10 protein-coding genes are annotated in these 19,459 nt (G+C 73.9%); 3 read left to right on the top strand and 7 right to left on the bottom strand.

What is annotated here, in order from left to right:
- Positions 1–6 precede the first annotated feature (6 nt).
- Positions 7–1,761, top strand: a complete 1,755-nt coding sequence (locus ACPYOM_RS00810; protein WP_481344513.1) for a DNA polymerase — start codon at positions 7–9, stop codon at positions 1,759–1,761.
- A gap of 49 nt (positions 1,762–1,810) precedes the next feature.
- Here ACPYOM_RS00810 and ACPYOM_RS00805 read toward each other — a convergent pair whose 3' ends face one another.
- The 5 genes from ACPYOM_RS00805 to ACPYOM_RS00785 form a co-directional block, all read right to left on the bottom strand.
- Complete coding sequence (locus ACPYOM_RS00805; protein WP_481344512.1) at positions 1,811–2,758, bottom strand: proteasome assembly chaperone family protein; 948 nt, start codon at positions 2,756–2,758, stop codon at positions 1,811–1,813.
- A gap of 80 nt (positions 2,759–2,838) precedes the next feature.
- Positions 2,839–6,783 (bottom strand): ATP-dependent RNA helicase HrpA, encoded by a 3,945-nt coding sequence (gene hrpA, locus ACPYOM_RS00800; RefSeq protein WP_481344511.1) that lies wholly within the window; start codon positions 6,781–6,783, stop codon positions 2,839–2,841.
- Positions 6,784–6,862: 79 nt separating this feature from the next.
- Entirely contained in the window at positions 6,863–8,083 is a 1,221-nt protein-coding gene (locus ACPYOM_RS00795) for a lipid II:glycine glycyltransferase FemX (protein ID WP_481344510.1), read from the bottom strand.
- 10 nt (positions 8,084–8,093) lie between these two features.
- Positions 8,094–8,561: a hypothetical protein gene (locus ACPYOM_RS00790; RefSeq protein ID WP_481339101.1), complete on the bottom strand. Its 468-nt coding sequence runs from the start codon at positions 8,559–8,561 to the stop codon at positions 8,094–8,096.
- A complete protein-coding gene (locus ACPYOM_RS00785; protein ID WP_481344509.1) occupies positions 8,554–8,916 on the bottom strand; it encodes a hypothetical protein in 363 nt (120 codons plus the stop codon). The genes ACPYOM_RS00790 and ACPYOM_RS00785 overlap by 8 nt, the downstream gene beginning before the upstream one ends.
- A 145-nt stretch (positions 8,917–9,061) precedes the next feature.
- Here ACPYOM_RS00785 and ACPYOM_RS00780 point away from each other — a divergent pair, with 145 nt between their 5' ends.
- Positions 9,062–10,507 carry an ADP-ribosylglycohydrolase family protein gene (locus tag ACPYOM_RS00780; RefSeq protein ID WP_481344508.1) on the top strand — a complete coding sequence of 482 codons (1,446 nt, stop codon included), beginning with the start codon at positions 9,062–9,064 and terminating at the stop codon, positions 10,505–10,507.
- Positions 10,508–10,575: 68 nt separating this feature from the next.
- On the opposite strand, the gene ACPYOM_RS00775 is transcribed toward ACPYOM_RS00780, so the two are convergent.
- Positions 10,576–13,944 carry a TM0106 family RecB-like putative nuclease gene (locus ACPYOM_RS00775; protein WP_481344507.1) on the bottom strand — a complete coding sequence of 1,123 codons (3,369 nt, stop codon included), beginning with the start codon at positions 13,942–13,944 and terminating at the stop codon, positions 10,576–10,578.
- Positions 13,945–14,245: 301 nt separating this feature from the next.
- Between ACPYOM_RS00775 and ACPYOM_RS00770 the strand changes: the two genes are divergently transcribed.
- Complete coding sequence (locus ACPYOM_RS00770; RefSeq protein WP_481344506.1) at positions 14,246–18,184, top strand: S8 family serine peptidase; 3,939 nt, start codon at positions 14,246–14,248, stop codon at positions 18,182–18,184.
- Positions 18,185–18,277: 93 nt separating this feature from the next.
- On the opposite strand, the gene ACPYOM_RS00765 is transcribed toward ACPYOM_RS00770, so the two are convergent.
- A partial coding sequence (locus tag ACPYOM_RS00765) for a zinc-dependent alcohol dehydrogenase (RefSeq protein WP_481344505.1) occupies positions 18,278–19,459 on the bottom strand: 1,182 nt, incomplete at its 5' end.

Here is a 19,459-nt window from a genome sequence, read left to right as displayed (position 1 = left end):
GAGCACGTGGCGGTCACCCCCGGCGGCCGGAGCCCCCTCGTGGCCCTCGTCGTCGGGCCGTCGGACTCGGCGCTCCTCGGCGAGGGGGTCGACGAGCGGGTGTCCCTCTCGCACCTCGTGGACCGGGTGGCCGGGCTCACCGCCTCGATGCGGCCCCGGTGGGTCGTCTGGTCGGCATCCTCGACCCTGCGCCCGGTGGTCGACGCGGGGGTGGACGTGCCGCGCACCTGGGACCTCGCGGAGGCCCACCGCATCGTCCACGGCGGCTGGTGGGCCACCCCCGGCCACGTCGTCGCCGGCTGCCGTGGCCTGGACGAGCTCGACGTGCCGCGCCCGCTGGTCGGTCGCCTCAGCGGCTTCGACGGCGACCTGTTCGACGTCGTCGCCGGTGACGACCCCTCGCTGTGGACCTCGGACGGCCACCTGCGTCCGGACGCCCTCACGTGGGCCCGCACTCCCGAGCGCGTGCGCGCCCTCGCGGAGCTGGCCCTGGAGTGCCAGCTGTCCCAACAGGCGTCGCTCCGGCGGATCGGTGGTGCGGCCGCAGGGCGACTCGAGCGCACGGTCTGGTCCGAGTCCGCGGCCGCGGTGCTCTGCCTCGAGCTCGAGCGTGACGGCCTGCCCGTCGACCGCCACGTCGCCGAGGAGCTCATCGCCGCCTCGGCCGGCCCCCGCCCGGTCGACGACGCAGACGCCGCTCGCATCCGCGCCGACCGCGACCACGACGTCCTGCGCCATGCCCCGGGACGGCCCGGCACCGACCTGCGCAACCCCGGACAGGTCCGCGAGCTGCTCCTGTCGGTCGGCGTCGACGTGCCGAACACCCGCGCCTTCGTCCTCGAGCCCTACCGCCGGACCCATGCCCTCGTCGACGCGCTGCTGCGCTGGCGCAAGGACGAGCGCATCGCCACGACGTACGGCTACCGGTGGCTCGACGAGCACGTGGGCCCCGACGACCGGCTGCGTGGTGGCTGGACCGCGTGCGACGGGGCGGCCGGGCGGATGACCGCCCAGAACGGCCTGCACAACCTGCCCGCTCCCCTGCGCCCGGCTGTCGCCGCGGAGCCGGGGCACGTGTTCGTCCGCGCCGATCTCGGCCAGGTGGAGCCGCGCGTGCTCGCCGTCGTCAGCGCCGACCGCGCGTTCGCGGAGGCGACGCGCAGCGACGACCTCTACGCGCCGGTCGCCGCCAAGCTCGGAGCCGACCGCCCCACCGCGAAGGTCGCCGTCCTCGCGGCGATGTACGGCCAGCGCTCCGGTCCGGCCGGCGAGGCCCTCAAGGACCTCGAGCGGGCCTACCCGGTCGCCATGGGTCTGCTCGACCGGGCCTTCGCCGACGGCGTGGCCCGGCGCCCGGTCCGCACCTACGGCGGACGGCTCATCCGCTTCGGCTCCCCCGGCGCGCCGCCGCAGGGACTCGAGCCCGGCGAGGACGTCCTCGCCGGGCGACCGTCGTCGGCCGCCGCGGACGCGGGACGCGGCCGGTACGCCCGCAACGCCATCATCCAGGGGTCGGCGGCCGAGCTGTTCAAGGCGTGGGCGGCCACGGTGCGCCACGCGGTGGCGCCGCTCGGTGGCCGGATCGTGCTGTGCCTGCACGACGAGCTGCTCGTCCACGTGCCCGAGGAGCACGGTGAGGAGGCGGCCGCCGCGGTCGGGACCGCGCTCGAGCGGGCGGCCCGGACGTGGGCCGGGACCGACACGGTGCGGTTCGTCTCCGACACGACGCTGGTGCGCCGCTGGAGCGAGGCCAAGGGCTGACCCGCCGGCCCCCCTCGGGTCCGTGGGCCCCGTCGGGCCCCCTGACGGCTCAGGCCGTGTCGCCGGTCCCGCCGTCGGTGTCGTCCTGCGCGACGTCCTTGAGGAACGCCTCGAACTCGGCGCCGATCTCGTCAGCGGTCGGCAGGTCGGACAGGTCGGTGGCGAGCAGGCTGCGCTGGCGGCGTCCCTCGAGGAACGTGTCGTACTGCTGCTCGAGGGCCTTGACGACCGCCGTGATCTCGTCCGACTCCTCCATCTGCCGGGTGATCTCGGCCCGGTTCAGCCCGGCCGTCGCGGCCAGCTCGCGGGTGTCGAGGTCGAGGCCGGTGGCGGTGCGGACGCGCTCGAGGCCGAGCAGGGCCGCGTCGGCGTACTCGGTCTGACCCAGGTAGTGCGGCACGTGGACGGCGAACCCGATGGCGTCGCGTCCGGCCTCGCCGAGGCGCAGCTCGAGCAGCGAGGAGAAGCTCGCCGGCACCTGGACGGTGCCGAAGGCGGGCTCGTTCGCCGGCACGAGGCTGCGGTTGGTGCCGTGGGCGGTGACGCCGAGGGGCCGCGTGTGCGGCACCGCCATCGGGATGCCGTGGACGCTGACCGTCAGGTCGACGCCGAACGCGTCCATGAGCGTCGTCGTGGCCTCGACCATGCGAGCCCACTGGTAGTCCGGCTCCGGACCGACGAGGAGGAGGAAGGGCACGCCCTCGCGGTCGACGACGCGGTGCAGCAGCAGGCTCGGGTCCTCGTAGCTGCTCCAGTGGTCGCGGTCGAAGACCATGACGGGGCGACGGCCCCGGTAGTCGAGCAGCTGGTCGACGTCGAAGGAGGCGACGACGCGCGACTCGTGCGCGGCGAGGAGGTGGTCGGCGAGCAGCTTCTGCGTGCTGCCGGCGTCGATGAACCCGTCGAGGGCGACGACGAGAACCGAGGCCTGCAGCTCCTCGAGCATGCTCGGCGAGGTGTCGCTCTCGAACTGGAAGAGCTCGGTCGGGTCCTGCACGGGTCTGGCCTTTCGTGTGGCGGGTCGATGACTGCAACGCCCGGCGCGAGCCGCGGATTCCCGGCCCGCGAGGCCGTGCGTCAGGCGGACACCTTCGCGATGGCCTTGAGCACGCGCTGCGGCGACACGGGGTACGACGTACCCAGGGTCTGGGCGAACAGCGACACCCGCAGCTCCTCGATCATCCACCCGATGTCGACGACCTCGCGGGACCCGCGCTGGGCCGGACGCAGCGACTCGAGCAGGTCGGCGTAGCGGCCCTCGACGAGGTCGACCTGGTCGAGCGACTGCGCGTCGCGCGCGAGGTTGTCCGGCGCCTTGTCGAGGCGGTGCTGCGCCGCCCGAAGGTAGCGGTCGAGGTCGGGCAGGCGCTTCAAGCCCGTGTCGGCGACGAACCCCGGGCGCACGAGCTCGCGCAGCTGGGCCCGGACGTCGGCGAGGACCGGCCGCAGCGCGGGGCTCGCCGAGCGGTCGAGCTCGGCCAGGCGGTTGGTGAGGGCCAGGTGGCGCGCGAGGATCGGCTCGACGAGGCCGACGACCTGCACGACCCGCGCCGTCGTGTGGGTGCGGACGGCCGACAGGGCCCACTCGAAGTCCTCGCGGCTGCGGACCGTGTGGTCGGCCCGCCCGGCCGGGTCCTGGTCACCGGCCGCGTCGGCCCCGATGGCGTCGACGGCGCAGGCGAGGCAGTCGTCGAGGAGGGCGGGGACGCTGCCGTGCGGGTTGTGGCCGAGCGCGAGCTTCTGGGTGTTCGTCAGGCGGGCCAGGACCTGCTTCCACGGCGGGGTGATCCCGAGCAGGAGCAGCCGCCGCACGCCGAGGCGGTGCTCGGCCTCCGCCTCCCCGCGCGTCGGCAGGACCCGCAGGTCGACAGCCGACCCGGTGTCGACGAGGGCCGGGTAGCCCTGCACACCGTCCGCGCTCTCGAAGGTCTCGGGAACGCCGTCGTCGGGGAAGGCGGTGAGCCCGGCGCGCTCGAGGCTGGAGCCGGCGCGGCGCACCTGGCGACGCAGCTGCGGCGTCGCGGCCTCACGGACGGCCTCGAGGTCCTTGCCGGTGGCGACGGGCCGACCGTCCGGGCCGTCGACGGAGAAGGTGATGCGAAGGTGGTCCGGCACCCGCGCCCAGTCGAAGTCGGCCGGCGACACCGCCGCCCCGGCCCGACGACGCAGTGCGGTCGCGAGCGCGGGCAGGAGCGGGCCCGACGCCGGGTCGAGCTCCGGCAGGACGGCGCGGGCGTGGTCGGGCGCGGGCACGATGAGCCGGCGAACGGCCTTGGGCAGCGAACGGATCAGCGCGGTGACCAGCTCCTCGCGGAAGCCCGGGACCTGCCAGTCGAACCCGTCGGCCGTGACCTGGTTGAGTCGGTCGACGGGCACGTGCACGGTGACGCCGTCGTCGGGGGCCCCCGGCTCGAACCGATAGGTGACCGGAAGGACGTTCTCGCTCTGGGTCCACGTCGTCGGGTGGTCCTCGTCGGCGATGCTGCCGGCGCTCTCGCGGAGCAGGAGGTCCTCGGTGAAGGTCAGCAGGTCCGGATCGGTGCGACGAGCCTTCTTCCACCACGTGTCGAAGTGCCGCCCCGAGACCACGTCGGCGGGAACCCGCTTGTCGTAGAAGGCGACCAGCGTGCTGTCGTCGACGACGATGTCGCGGCGGCGGGTGCGGGCCTCGAGCTCACCGAGCTGTTCGACGAGGGCGGCGTTGGCCCGCAGGAAGGCGTGCTCGGTGTTCCAGTCGCCCTCCACGAGCGCGTGCCGGATGAACAGGTCGCGGGCCAGCTCGGGGTCGACGCGGCCCAGGCCGATGGTGCGCCCGACGACGAGGGGCACGCCGTAGAGGGTGACCCGCTCCGTGGCGATCGCCGAGCCACGGCGTGCCGACCACCGCGGCTCGGAGTACTGGCGCTTGACCAGGTGGGCCCCGAGGTCCTCGGCCCACTGCGGGTCGATGCGGGCGGTCGTGCGCGCCCACAGCCGCGTCGTCTCGACGAGCTCCTCGGCCATGACGAACTGCGGCTGCTTGCGGAACAGGGCCGACCCGGGGCTGATCGCGAACCGGGTGCCGCGCGCGCCGGCGTACTCGCGGCGCTGCTCGTCGCGGACGCCGACGTGCGAGAGCAGTCCGGCGAGCAGAGACTGGTGGATGGCGTCGTTGTCGTACTCCCCGTGGGCGCTGCCCCGGGTGACGTCGAGACCGGCCTGCTTGGCCGCCTGCCTCACCTGGCTGTGCAGGTCCTGCCACTCGCGCACCCGCAGGTAGTGGAGGAACTCGGTCTTGCACATCCGGCGGAAGGCGCTGCTGCTCAGCTCCTTCTGCTGCTCCTTGAGGTAGGCCCAGAGGTTGAGCCACGTGACGAAGTCGCTCGTCTCGTCGGCGAACCGCTTGTGCGCCGCGTTCGCGAGCTCCTGCTTGTCCTGCGGTCGCTCGCGGGGGTCCTGGATGGACAGCGCCGCGACGACGACGAGCACCTCCCGCAGGACACCGCGTCGGTCGGCCTCGAGGACCATCCGGGCGTGGCGCGGGTCGATCGGCAGGGTGGCGATGGTGCGGCCCAGGTCGGTGAGCCGGCGCCCGGGCCGGCGCCGACCCCGGTCCCGGCCGTCGGTCTGAGCCTGCCCGTGGGCGTCCCCCTCCGGAGCGAACGCCTGCAGCTCCTCGAGGAGGCGGACGCCGTCGGTGACCTGGCGGGAGTCGGGCGGGTCGACGAACGGGAACCGGGCGATGTCGCCGAGGCCCAGGCTCGTCATCTGCAGGATGACCGAGGCGAGGTTGGTCCGGAGGATCTCGGGGTCGGTGAACGGAGGGCGACGGTCGTAGTCCTCCTCGGAGTAGAGCCGGATCGCGATGCCGTCGGCGAGGCGTCCGCAGCGGCCGGACCGCTGGTTCGCCGACGCCTGGCTGACCGGCTCGATGGGCAGGCGCTGGACCTTGGTGCGCTGGCTGTAGCGGCTGATGCGCGCCGTGCCGGTGTCGACGACGTAGCGGATGCCCGGGACCGTCAGCGACGTCTCGGCGACGTTGGTGGCCAGGACGATCCGGCGCCCGGTGTGCGGCGCGAAGACCCGGTGCTGCTCGGCGGCGGACAACCGGCCGTAGAGCGGGACGACCTCGGTGACCGGCAGCCTCATGCCGTTCAGGGCGTCGGCGGCGTCGCGGATCTCCCGCTCGCCGGAGAAGAACACGAGGATGTCGCTGCTCGTGCCGGTGTGACGTTCGGTCCACAGCTCCTCGACGGCCTCGCAGACGCCGGTCACCATGTCGCGCTCCTCGGCGTCGGGCCGGTCGGGGTCGACGAGCGGGCGGTAGCGGATCTCGACCGGGAAGGTGCGGCCGGAGACCTCGATGACGGGGGCGGGCTCACCCGTCGAGGGGTCGGCGAAGTGCCGGGCGAACTTCTCGGGGTCGATGGTCGCCGAGGTGATGACGACCTTGAGGTCGGGTCGACGCGGGAGCAGCTGCTTGAGGTAGCCGAGGATGAAGTCGATGTTGAGGCTGCGCTCGTGGGCCTCGTCGATGATGATCGTGTCGTAGCGCCGCAGCTCGCGGTCGCGCTGCATCTCGGCGAGCAGGATGCCGTCGGTCATGACCTTGACGAGCGTGTCGCGCGTGGCGTGGTCGGTGAAGCGCACCTGGTAGCCCACGGCCTGGCCGAGCTCGACGTCGAGCTCCTCGGCGAGCCGTTCGGCCACTGCCCGCGCGGCGATGCGACGCGGCTGGGTGTGACCGATCTGCCCGTCGAGGCCACGGCCGAGCTCGAGGCAGATCTTCGGCAGCTGGGTCGTCTTGCCCGAGCCGGTCTCCCCGGCGATGACGACGACCTGGTGGTCGCGGATGGCGGCCGCGATGTCGTCGCGCCGGTCGACCACCGGGAGGTGCTCGGGATAGGTGATCGGCGGGACGGTGGCCGCACGGGCTGCCCGACGCGCCTCGCGCTGCTCGGGCCTCGGCCCGCGGCCGCTGCGCCGCCCCCGGCTTCGCGGTGACCGCGGGCGCGCCGGGGCGTTCGCGGACTGGTCGGGCATGCTCGACAGGATAGGCGGGCCGCCGGGTGCGGGTCGCACCGGTTTCCGTCCGACAGCGCCCGGGGCCGGGGCGCCGAGGTCAGATGTCGGCGTCGTCCGCCGAGGCCCGGGCCGCCTTGCGCCGCTTGTTGACCGCGATGCGCAGGGCCATCGCGCGCTGGAAGGCCAGGTGCCAGAACCTGTTGAGGACCAGCTCTCGCTCCCCGACCATCTCCCGGACGTCGGCGCCGGCGCCGAGCTTGAACAGCAGCAGGCCGGTCAGGGGGCTCGTCGCGCCGAGGGAGGTGTTGAAGCCACGGAAGTCGTAGGCCTCGCAGCCCTGCTCGAGCGCGTCCTGCATCGCCTGCCACTGGAGGGCGTTCGACGCGCGGGCCTCGCGGTTGCGCTCGGTCGAGCCGCCGTAGAGGTAGGAGAAGGTCGGACCGAACCGGATCATGAGCGCCGAGGCGAGGACGTCCCCGTCCACGTGCGCCTCGTAGAACCAGGCGTGCGGCCGCGACTCTCGCTCGTCGACGCCCTCCATGAAGGAGCGGGCCATCGTCTCGAAGTAGGCCTTGGGCCGGGGCAGGAAGTTGTCGCGCCGGGCCGACTCGACGTACAGGTCGTGGAAGGTGTCGAGGCCCTCCAGCCCGACGGCCCGCACCTGCACCCCGGACTTGGCCGCCTTCTTGACGTTGCGACGCCACTGCTGGTTCATGGCCTTGTTGAGGTCCTCGGTGGTGCGTCCGCGCAGGTCGACGACGCAGAGCAGCCGCGGCTGGCCGACCGCGACGCCGTCCCCGCCGATCGGCAGCCACCGGTTGCGGCCGAGCCAGGCCTCGAGCGACCGCGCGACGGGGCTGTCGACGGCGGGCTCGAGGGTGGTGAAGCTGAGCAGGCCGCCCTCGGCCACCTGCTTCTTGACCGGCTCGCGGTCCCAGACCCGCGAGACGACGGGGAACCCGAGACGCAGGGCGAAGGCACCGGTACCGCGGGCCCACCCGACGAGCGGGTCGATCCAGGCCGCCGGATCGGCGGCCACGGCCTCCCAGGGCAGGCCGGGCCCCTCGGGCAGGTAGGCGTACGTGCGTCGCAGCCGCGGGATGGAGCGCGACAGCACCAGGCCGGCCCCGACGCGGGTCCCCTCGGCGTCGAACCAGCCGAGTGGCGTCCGGCGCCAGCCGGCCTTGGCCCGGCCCCACGCCGGCGTCTGCAGGAAGCTGCCGCCGACGGCGTGGAGCGTGTCGAGCTCCTCGTCGGGGCTGATCTCGCGGACGGTCAGGGGGCCGGCGGCCCCGGTCGCGGCGGGCTGCGAAGTCATGGCCGCCACCCTAGCGGCGGCCGGTCGGCGTCCCGTCCGTGCCGCCACCCGCCCGCGCGGTGCGGCGGATCCACCACAGTCCCACGACCGGCAGGACGAGCGGCACGTAGCCGTAGCCGGACCCGAAGTGCGACCACACCGTCTTGTCCGGGAAGGCCGACGGCACGACGTAGGACAGCGTGCCGACGACGAGCACGCCGACCAGCTCGACGCCGAGCGCCACCGTGGCGAGCCGGACCGAGGCGCGGTCGCCACGCGCCAGGCCCACGGTCGCGACGAGGTAGATGACGGCGGCCACTGCTGACAGGACGTAGGAGACCGGGGCCCGGTGGAAGTACTCGCTGATCTGCAGGATGGAACGGCCCGTGGCGGCGAGGGCGAGCAGGCCGTAGACGGCCACGAGGAGCCGGCCGAAGCCGTGTCCCGTGTGCGGTGCCTGCGGCCCGGGGGTGGGCGAGGGCGTCGTCTGCTCAGGCATGGAGCGTCCAGACCTGCTGGAGCCGGGCCACGAGGACGGCCACGACGAACGCGGCCGCGAGCACGACACCCATGGACCACTGCGTCTTCTCCTTGATCGCGATGAGGATCGCGACCGGGGCGACGACGAGGACGGTGAACAGGTAGGCGATGAAGGTGGCCCGCTCCGCGCCGTCGGCGATGGCTGAGGCGCGGGTCAGCCCGACGACGAGCTGCACGAGGAGGGCGACCTCGAGAACGAGCCCCGTGACGACGACCGCGTCGTCGACGAGGCGCCTGCGCGCGAGGTGGTGCGCCGCGAGGAGGGCGAGCAGGCCGCTGCCGACGAGCAGCACGACGGTGAGCGGTTGGAGCACGCGGCGAGCCTACTGTGTGCTCCGGCGTCGACCTGTCGTGCCCGGGAGCCGGGCCATGCCCGTCGGCCGGTAGGTTGCCCTGTGACGCGCGCCCGGGCGGTCCGCCCGGTCGACGTTCTCCCTTCAGCCATGCCAGGAGGCCATCGTGGCGATCCGCCCGGTCACGGTCGACCGTGCCGCCGGCGTCCTGCTCGGGCAGGCCTGCGGCGACGCGCTCGGCGTGCCGTACGAGATGGCGGCGCCTCCCGTCGGCGAGGCCGTCATGAAGGGCGGAGGCCTCGGGCCGTACGGCCCCGGCGAGTGGAGCGACGACACCCAGATGACCCTGTGCGTCGCGCGGGTGGCGGCCCAGGGCCTCGACCTCAGCGGGCCGTGCGGGCTCGACGAGGTCGCCGAGTCGTTCACCGCGTGGCTCGACGGTGGTGCCACCGATGTCGGGACGCAGACGCGCGCGGTGCTCACCGAGGCGCGCGCCCTCGAGGGTCGCGCGCACGAGCGCCTGACGCAGGCGAGCCGGAACCTGCACGCCCGGACGGGGCTGACGGCCGGCAACGGTGCACTGATGCGGACCTCGGTCGTCGGGCTGTCCACCCTGACCGACCGCGAGGCCACCGCCCGGGCCGCCCGGGCCGTCGCCGAGCTGACCCACGCCGACCTGCTGGCCGGCGACTCGGCCGTGCTGTGGTCCGAGGCGATCCGCGTCGCGGTCACCGAGGGCCGACTCGACCTCACCGCCGGCCTCGACCTCGTGAGCGTCGAGCACGCCGGTCACTGGGGCGACTGGATCGAGGCCGCCACCGGCGCCGACCCGGGCGGCTTCGGCGACAACGGCTACACCGTCACGGCGCTGCAGGACGCGTGGGCAGCCATCACGTCGACCGACCGTGGCGACGGCTCGGCGATGCACCTGCAGCGTGGTCTGCAGGCGGCCGTGCGGGCCGGGCACGACACCGACACCGTCGCCGCCATCGCCGGGTCGCTGCTCGGGGCCCGCTACGGCGCCTCGGCGGTGCCGACGCAGTGGCGCCGCCTCGTGCACGGCTGGCCGGGCCTGCGCGCCCACGACCTCGTCGAGCTGGCCGTCTCGACCTCGATCGGCGGTCGCCGTCACGGCGAGTGGCCCTCCGTCGAGACGATGGCCGATCCCGACGTCCCGTCCCGGGCCCAGCCTCACCCCATCGACCCGGACATCCTCCTCGGCAGCATCGCCGACCTCGGCCGGGTCCGCGAGCTCGGCGTCCAGGCCGTCGTGTCGCTGTGTCCGCTCGGGCTGCGCGACATCCCGGCCGAGGGCATGTCGGCCCGCGACCACATCGAGTTCTGGATCAACGAGCACGACGACCAGGAGCTCAACCCCCACCTCGACTTCGTCCTCGACGACGCCTCCTCTGCGCTGCGCCAGTTCCGGGCCGAGGGCAAGCGCGTCCTCGTCCACTGCCACCACGGCGGGGACCGCGCCCCCGCCGTCGCCCTGCGCTACGCCGTCGACCTCGGCGTGGCGCCCGAGCTCGCCGAACGGTCCATCCGGGCGGCCCTGCCGGGGATCCGCGGCGAGGGCCGGCTGTGGCGGGTGGCCGCCCACGGGGCCTGACCGGACGCCCCGCCCCGACTCAGTGCTTGAGGTGCCCGGACGGGCCGGCCGGGCGGTCTGTCCGGGCCTCAGACCGCCTTGGCCTCGTCGACGAACCGGCACAGGGCGTTGACGGCCCGCAGCTCCTCGGGCGTGTGGACGGCCGCGTCGAGCAGCAGCGGCGACGCGACGACGACCGCCATGGCCTTTGCCCGTGAGACGGCGACGTTGAGGCGGTGCAGGTCGTAGAGGAACGGCACGCCGCGCGGTGCGACGGCGGCACTCGTGCTGGCCATCGAGTAGATGACCACGGCCGCCTGCTGGCCCTGGAACCGGTCGACGGTGCCGACGCGCACGCCGTCGGGCAGCGCCCGGGCGAGGGTGGCGACGTGGGCGTTGTAGGGCGCCACGACGAGCACGTCGTCGGCCCCGATCGGCTGCGAGCGCCCGTCGGCCGACGTCCACGACCCGCGCAGGAGGTCGGCCACGAGGTCGCGTACCACGGCGGCCTCCTCGGCGCTGGCCTGCTCGGACACGACGGTGTGCTCGACCGGGACCCAGCGCAGGCCGTCGCCGGAGAGGGCCCCGGGGGCCTCGACGGAGAGCCGGTCGCGACCGGGGGCCGACTCCAGGCGCCCCTCGTAGGCCAGCTCGGACACGAACGACGTCAGGCTCGGGTGCATCCGGTGGGTGCGGTCGAGGAAGATGCCCCGGTCCGGCGGGATGACGTCGTGGACGAGGACGCCGTGACCGCCGGGGTCGCCGATGTGCTCCGCGCGGAGGTGGTCGAGGACCGACACCCCCGAGCCGAACGGGTGCACGGCCTTGGTCGGCTGGGTCAGCTGCTGCGGGTCCCCGAGCAGCACGAGGGACCGCGCAGCGGGGGCCACGGCCACGGCGTTGGCGAGCGAGAACTGACCCGCCTCGTCGATGACGAGCACGTCGACGGCGTCGGCGAGGTCCGCGCGGGCCCACAGCCACGCCGTGCCCCCGACGAGCCGCGCCTGCCCGGAGGTGATGGCCTCGACCACCTCGGAGTTGTCGCAGGTGTGCCGGACGAGCGAGTCCGGGTCGGCGGGCTCGTCACCCTCCTCGGCGTTGGTGCCGTCCTTGTGCCAGGCCGGTCGGCCGACCTCGTGCAGCAGGTTGAGCACGACGGCGTGCGACTGCGCCGTGACGCCCACGGTCAGGCCCGCGTCGAGCAGCTGCCGGATGAGGGCGGAGCCGGCGTGGGTCTTGCCGGTGCCGGGCGGTCCCTGGACGGCGAGGACCTCTCCGTCCAGCCGCGAGCCGACGCGGACGACGGCGTCCTTCGGCGTCTCGTGCGGACGGACGGCGAGCACGTCGGGGGCGGGGACGACGCGTTCGAGCAGCCGCGTGGCGAGGTTGCTCCCGCCGGCGAGCGCGAGCTCACCGGTGCGGGCGATGGACTGGCGCAGGACGGCGTCCATGATCGGTCCCGGGCCGCCGATGCCGCGGGGGCGGGGTGGCTCCAGGGTGCGCTTCATCGACAGCTCCACCCACCCCCCGACGGGGTCGAGCGCGACGACCTTGCCGACCGGGGCGTGCGTGTCGACGTCGGGCACGTACTTGCCCTCGGACACCTTGCAGTCCTGCGGCGGGAAGGGGTAGCGCCAGATGCGCGACAGCTTGACCTGCCCGACCTCGACCGGCTCGCCGAGGTCGCCGATGGCCGTGGCGTCCTCGACGAGCTCGGCGGTGTCGAGGTCCTTGTAGCGGAAGAAGTCCCACCACTCGGGTCGCTTCTCGCGGCGGTGCCAGCCGACGCACCCGGCGAGAAGCTCGTGACCGGCCCCGACGAGTCGCTCGGTGAGGTCGATCTCGGCCTGCTCCTCCTCGGAGACCTCCCTGAGCGGCTCCGGCACCGGCCGGGTCAGGAGGTGGCCGGCCGCCTCGAGGTCGCGGCGCCGGTCCTCGAGCCAGTCGTGCAGGGCGAGCGTCGAGCGGACGTCCTCCTCGTTGTAGCGGCGGATGTCGGCGAGGATCGCGGGGTCGGCCCTGCCCTCGGCACGCCCGGCGAGCCACCGCTCGTACTCGACCACGGAGGACAGGCCGTCGGCGACGCCATCGCCGTCGGCGGACCGCGTGTGCCCCCAGTAGAACTCCTCGAGCTTCTTGATCGAGTACGAGCCCTTGCTGATGCGCACGCCCTGGCGCACGACGGCGTAGAGGTCGACGAAGACCTCGTGGCGCAGCAGCTGGTCCAGCTGCGCCTCGCGGGTGGCGTGCTGGCCGACGAGCCGCTTGAGGGCCGTGGTCTCGTACGGCGCGTAGTGGTAGACGTGCATGCCCGGATGGCGCTGCCAGCGCTCGGTGAGCCAGTCGACGAGGTCGGCCGTCAGGCGGCCCTCCTCGGCGAAGTCGTGCGCCCAGAAGTCGACGAACTCGCCCTCGCGCGTCCAGATGCCCGCGAGGTACTCGCGCCCCGCCCCGCCCTCGGCCCACGGGTCGCCCTCGAAGTCGAGGTAGACGTCGCCGGCGTCGGGCTCGGGCAGCAGCTGCAGGCCGCGACCGGGCTCGGGCTCGAGGAGCTCGAACTGCGCCCGCCCCGTCTCGCGCTCGGCCAGCTGGAGCCGGGCCTGCTGGAGCAGCCGGCGCCGGGTGGTCGCCGACAGGGCAGGGGCCAGCTGCTCCTCCGTGGCGCCCGCGAGCGCCCGGAGCGTCGGGATGCCGAGCCGGACCAGGGCGGCCCGGTGGTCGGCCCGCATGCCGGCGACCTGCACGAGGTCGTCCCGGTCCAGCCACTCCTGCGCGCACCGGTCCTTCCAGCGGCACTGACCGCAGTGCTGAACGCGTGCCGACTCGGTCGGCTGCGGGCGCTCGATGGCGTCGAGGAGCTCGTCGCGACGGCGACGCGCGTACGGGGCGACGTCGACGAGGCGCCACGGGTGCTGCTCCTGGTCGCCCATGACGACGGTGAGCCACTTCGGGGCCAGACCCTGGAGGGTCTCGAGCCGGGCGGCGTAGGTGGCCATCTGCAGGAGCGCGGGCACCTTGAGGCGCCGGGCCAGCTTGGTGTCGGCGACGTCGTAGCGCCACGGGCCGAACGCGCTGAGCTGCCCCGAGGGGAGGTCGACGCGAAGGAGGAAGTCGGCCAGGCCGACCCAGTGCCCGTCGAAGAACGTCGCCTGGTACACGACCTCGACGCCGCGTCGCATCGCCTCGACCGTGGCGGCCTCGGCGGCGGCGCCGCACAGACCGAGGGCCGCGACGTCGAGGACCTCGCGGCCCTCGGCCCGCAGCCGCGCCAGGTAGGCGCGCTCGTGCTCGAGGCCCTTGGCGAAGACGAGGTTGAGCGAGTCGTCGGGCGCCACGCGGGGCGCACTGCCCTCGCGGACGTCGAGCGCCTCGAGGTCGAGCGTCGTGATGTGCGCGCAGGCGACGTGCTTCGTGAGGTCCGTGGGTGACAGGACGAGGTGGCCGTCGATGCGCTGCATGGCCCGAGTATGCCGAGGTGCACCGACAGGCCCGCGCAGCCGTGCCGTCCATCGTCAGCAGGACTGCCTGGGCGCCCCGGGCGGACCTGCTGACACGCGGGGAGCGCAGGTGCTCGGTTGACCGCGCGGACACCCCCTGCGTCGGATAGGTTGCCCCCGCGTGGCAGGCAAGGTTCGGGGGCGAGCGCCCCTGCGCACGGGGGCCCGAGCGGGCGCCGATGCGATCGGAGCCGCGCGAGGAGGATGAGTGTCGATCAACTCTCGGGGCCCGCGGCGACGTCGCCGCGGTCTGGTTGGCACGGTGAGCGCAGGAGCCGCAACGGCCCTCGTCGCCGCGACCCTCGGGGCCACGCCGGCGACGGCTGACCCCCACCCGTCGGTCAAGCACCGCAGCGACAAGCAGCTACCGGCACGCGTCAAGGGTGCCGGCTCGCTCGGCCTCGGCACGCAGCGCACCCCCGGCGAAAGGGTGGACCCGTCCCTGCGCCGGGCCACCGGCACGGTCGACGTCATGCTCGAGCTCGACGCCGCGCCCGCGGCCCGCGCCTTCGGCCACGCCCGCGGTCGGGGCCTCGCCGCCGCCAGGACCGCCGCCCGGAGCCAGACGTCCGCGGTCGAGCAGGCCCAGAAGGCCGTCGAGAGCCGCTTCGGCGCCGGCGCGACGCGCGCCCGCACCCTCTTCCGCACGCACGCCGTGTACGCCGGTGTCGCCGTCCGCACCGACGCCGCCCGCCTGAGGGCGCTGGCGGCGATCCCGGGCGTCAAGGCGGTCCACCGGCTCACCCCGAAGACCACGTCCAACAGCTCGTCGGTGCCGCTCATCGGTGCCCCCAAGGTGTGGGCCGGCACGGGCAACACCGGCGAGGGCGTCCGCATCGGCATCATCGACACCGGCATCGACTACACGCACGCCGACTTCGGCGGCGACGGCACCACGGCCGCCTACGCCGCGGCCAAGGCCTCGAACGCCTTCACCCCCACAGCGAAGGTCGTCGGCGGCTACGACTTCGCCGGCGACGACTACGACGGGGACGACCCCGCGTCGGTCCCCACGCCCGACGCCAACCCGCTCGACTGCGACGGCCACGGCTCGCACGTCGCCGGAACGACCGCGGGTCTCGGCGTCGCGGCCGACGGCTCGACGTGGACCGGCGGCTACGCCGACCCGATCGACCCGGCCGCCGTGCGCATCGGCCCGGGCGTCGCACCCGGCGCGGCCCTGTACGCGCTCAAGGTCTTCGGCTGCGAGGGCTCGACGAACCTCGTCGGACAGGCCCTCGACTGGGCCGCGGACCCCAACGGCGACGGCGACGTCTCCGACCACCTCGACGTCGTCAACATGTCGCTGGGCAGCTCCTACGGTTCGCCCGAGGACCCCGACTCGGTCGCCTCGAACAACCTCGCGGCGCTCGGCACGACGGTCGTCGCCTCGATCGGCAACTCCGGTGACGTGTACGAGGTCGGCGGCTCGCCGGGCAACGCCCGCCGCGTCCTCGGCGTCGCGGCCTCCGACGACGGCGACGACGTCGTCGACGGCCTGCGCATCGACTCCCCCGCGGGCATCGAGCCGGCCGACACCATCGACGGCGATCAGGACGACGTCTTCGCATCGCTGCGCTCGGTCAGCTACGACTGGGCCGGTGAGCCCGGCGTCTCCGACACCCCGCTCGTCACCATCGGCGACTGGACCCAGCCGGTCGGCACCGGCAACAACATCGACGGCTGCGACTCCTACTCCGCGGCAGAGAAGGCGGCAGTCGCCGGCAAGGTCGTCATGGTCTGGTGGCTCGACGGCAACGGACGCCGGTGCGGCTCCAAGGTGCGCGCCGACGCGGCGTTCGCCGCGGGCGCGGTCGGTGTCGTCTACGGCAGCGACTCCAACGCCTTCTCGGCAGGGGTCAGCGGCAACGCCGACATCCCGGCGATGCTCCTCGTCAAGCAGGGGCGCGACGCGGTCAAGGCCCGGCTCGACGCCTCCACCGAGGTCCGCGTCACGCTGACCAACGCGCTGCGCAACGCCGTCACGGTCAAGAACCCCGAGGCCGTCGACCGGCTGGCCGACTTCTCCTCGCGCGGTGTGGGCGTCGCGGGCGGCGTCAAGCCCGACGTGGCGGCGCCCGGCGTCACGACGTTCTCGGCCGCCGTCGGCACGGGGGACGAGGGCATCGCCGAGTCCGGCACCTCGATGGCCTCCCCGCACGTGGCCGGCGAGGCCGCCCTCGTGCGCGCCGCCCACCCCGGGTGGACCGTCGAGGAGGTCAAGGCGGCCATCATGAACACGGCCACCCAGGACGTCTTCGTCGGACCCGACCACACCGGCGAGGTCTACGGCCCCGAGCGCGTGGGGTCCGGACGCGTCGTCACCGACGCCGCGGTCGGCACCTCGACGCTCGCCTACGTCACCGACGACCCGGGCGCGGTGAGCGTCTCGTTCGGCCCGGTGGCGGTCACGACGGCGACGAAGACGCTGACCAGGACCGTTCGCGTCGTCAACAAGCGGCCCGTCACCTCGGCGTCGTACACCCTCGACTACGTCGCCGCGCACCCCACGCCCGGCGTCACGTACACGTTCAGCCCGTCGCAGGTCCGCGTCCCGGCCGGCGGCTCGGTCGACGTGACGGTCACCGCGACCTTCACCCGCTCGGCGCTGCGCGCCGTCACCGACCCGACGACGTCGGCGGACCCGGCGGACCTCGGCATCATGCGCAACCAGCGCACCGACGCGAGCGGCCGGATCGTCCTGACCCCGGTCGACGGCACGTCGGGTGGAGAGCTGCGGGTGCCGGTGTGGTCCGCCCCGCGGGCCGCCTCGGCCATGAGGGCGGCCGCCAGCACCACGGTCACCGGCGCGGGCAGCGTCCAGCACTCCTCACTGCCGCTCACCGGCTCGGGCCTCGACCAGGGCACCGACCCCGAGGACCACGTGTCGACGGTCTCGACGTTCCAGCTGCAGGCGAGCAGCCCGCGCCTGGCCTCGTGCTCGACGTCCCAGGTCCTCGACTGCCTCGAGACCGCCGACGACCGGGGCGCCGACCTGCGCTACGTCGGTTCGGCCTCGGACTGGCCCGGCTGGGACGACCCGACGAACGCGATGCTGACCTTCGGCATCAGCACGCACGGGCCGTGGCGCACGCCGGCGAGCGAGGTCGAGTTCGACGTCAACCTCGACACCGACGGAGACGGCACCGCCGACGCCGTGGCCTACACGACGCGCTACGCCACGAGCACGGACGACTACGACTACTTCCTCACCGAGCTGGTCGACCTGCGTCCGGGACACGTCGGGCACATCCTCGACGACCAGCTCGTCAACGGCACCGACGGCTCGTTCGAGACGAACCCGTTCAACAGCGACTCGCTCGTCATGCCGGTCTCGGTCGGCGTGCTCATGGACGCCGGTCTGGTCTCCGGGTCGGCACCGAAGGTGCGGTACTGGGTCAGCTCGTTCAGCCAGAACGGCGAGGTCGACGGGGTCGGCAGCCCCGAGGCTCCGCTGACGGTCAGCCTGGCCTCACCCGGCCTGTCCGCCTTCGGCGACTACGGCACCCTGCTCGACACCGACCTGCCGGGGGCGACGCTCGACGTCTACCGCGACGCGACGGCCGCCGCGGTGGACAAGCCGCAGGGCCTGCTGCTGTTGCACCACCTCAACACCGACGGCTCGCGCGCCCAGGTGGTGACGGTCAAGCGTGCCTCGACGACGACGCTCACCGCGAGCCCGACGTCGATCACCTACGGGGGCCGCACGACACTGACGGCCACCGTGTCGCCCTCGAACGCCACCGGGACGGTCACCTTCGGCTACAACGGCACGGCGCTGCGAACGGTCGCCGTCTCCGGCGGAAAGGCCGTCCTGCCTGTCAGCGGGCTGCCCCGCGGGACGGCGTCGTTCACGGCGTCGTACTCCGGTGACGCGTCGACGGTGGCGAGCCGCTCGGGCACGGTCGGTGTCACCGTCAAGGGCCTGACGAGCCGCACGGCCCTGTCGGCCAGTGCCACGAGCTACCGCTACGGCGGTCGTCCGGTGCTCACCGCGACCCTGACGCCCTCGGGCGCCACCGGCACGGTGACCTTTCGCGACGGCTCGCGGGTGCTCGGCACGAGCACGGTGCGGTCCGGAAAGGCGACCCTCTGGGCGCCGGTGCTCTCCAGGGGCACGCACCGGGTCACGGCGACCTACTCCGGGTCGAGGGCCTACAACCCGTCGTCCTCGGCGGCGGTGACGCTCACGGTCCGCTGAGCCGACCGCCGCGCAGCGACCGCTGACACGACACGTGTGCCGCCCGGGGACCCCGGGCGGCACACGTGCGTCCCGGGACCACCCGGGGCGACCTCACTCCCCCGAGAGGTCGAAGACGAGCCGCGCCGGCACGCTGCCCGAGAGCACCTCCTCGAAGCAGGCGTTGACGTCCTCGAGCCGGCGCGTCTGGGCCACGACGCGGGTGCGTCCGTCGGCGTGCAGGCTGAAGACGTCGGCCAGGTCGTTGCGCGTGCCGACGAGCGAGCCGTGGACGCTGATGCCGCGCAGCACCGTCTCGAAGACGGGCAGCCGCAGCGTGTTGTCGTGCGGCAGGCCGACGATGACGAGACGACCCCGCGGGTTGAGGCAGGCGTGGGCCGCAGCCATCGCCGCCGGCGAGGGCACGGTGACCAGCGCGATGTCGGCGCCACCTGCCTGCGCCAGCTGCGCCACCTGCTCCGCCTGACCGGCGCGGGCGTCGACGACGTGGTCCGCCCCGAGCTGCTTGGCGAGGTCGAGCTTGGCATCGTCGACGTCGACGGCGACGGTGCGGCACCCGAAGACGGTGCCGTACTGGAGACCGAGGTGTCCGAGTCCGCCGATGCCGACGACCATGACGGTCTCGGCCGGCTGGGGGCGGGCGGCCCTGAGCGCGGCGTACGTCGTCACGCCGGCGCAGGTCAGGGGTGCGGCATCGAGCGAGGAGACCGCGTCGGGCACGCGCACGACGTGGCTGGCCCAGCCGACGGCGAACTCGGCGTACGCGCCGTCGACCGTGTAGCCGGTGTACTGCGGCGCGACGCAGTAGGTCTCGTGGCCGGCGATGCAGGAGCGGCAGCGCCCACAGGCGTGGCCGAGCCACGGGATCGCGACGCGGTCCCCCTCGGCCAGGTCGTCGACGCCGGGGCCGAGCGCGCACACGGTGCCGACGCCCTCGTGGCCGGGCACGAGCGGGATCGTGGGCGGCACGGGCCAGTCGCCGCGCGCGGCGTGGATGTCGGTGTGGCAGAGCCCGCTGGCCTCGATGCGGACGAGGACCTGCCCGCGGTCGGGAACGGGGACGGGAAGGTCACGGATCTCGAGCGGCTCACCGAGACGAGTGACGACGGCTGCTTTCATGGCTCTCTCCTGTTCCGAGGCCTGGCGTTCCCAGGCCGCACTCGGGGAGGCGGCCCTCCCTCGGGAGCTGTCTCTTATACACATCTCCGAGCCCACGAGACGCGTAGTAATCTGGGGGGGGGGGGTGTTGGTTGGGGGAAGGGGGGGGGGGGGGGG

This window comes from Monashia sp. HAY1-2A, assembly GCF_056755315.1.
This window is presented reverse-complemented; position numbering and strand designations above follow the sequence as displayed.

Bases quoted from the DNA above. Each gene is read 5' to 3' on its own strand.
- ACPYOM_RS00790 (WP_481339101.1), bottom strand. From the start codon at position 8,561: ATGCCTGAGCAGACGACGCCCTCGCCCACCCCCGGGCCGCAGGCACCG.
- hrpA (WP_481344511.1), bottom strand. From the start codon at position 6,783: ATGCCCGACCAGTCCGCGAACGCCCCGGCGCGCCCGCGGTCACCGCGA.
- ACPYOM_RS00795 (WP_481344510.1), bottom strand. From the start codon at position 8,083: ATGACTTCGCAGCCCGCCGCGACCGGGGCCGCCGGCCCCCTGACCGTC.
- ACPYOM_RS00775 (WP_481344507.1), bottom strand. From the start codon at position 13,944: ATGCAGCGCATCGACGGCCACCTCGTCCTGTCACCCACGGACCTCACG.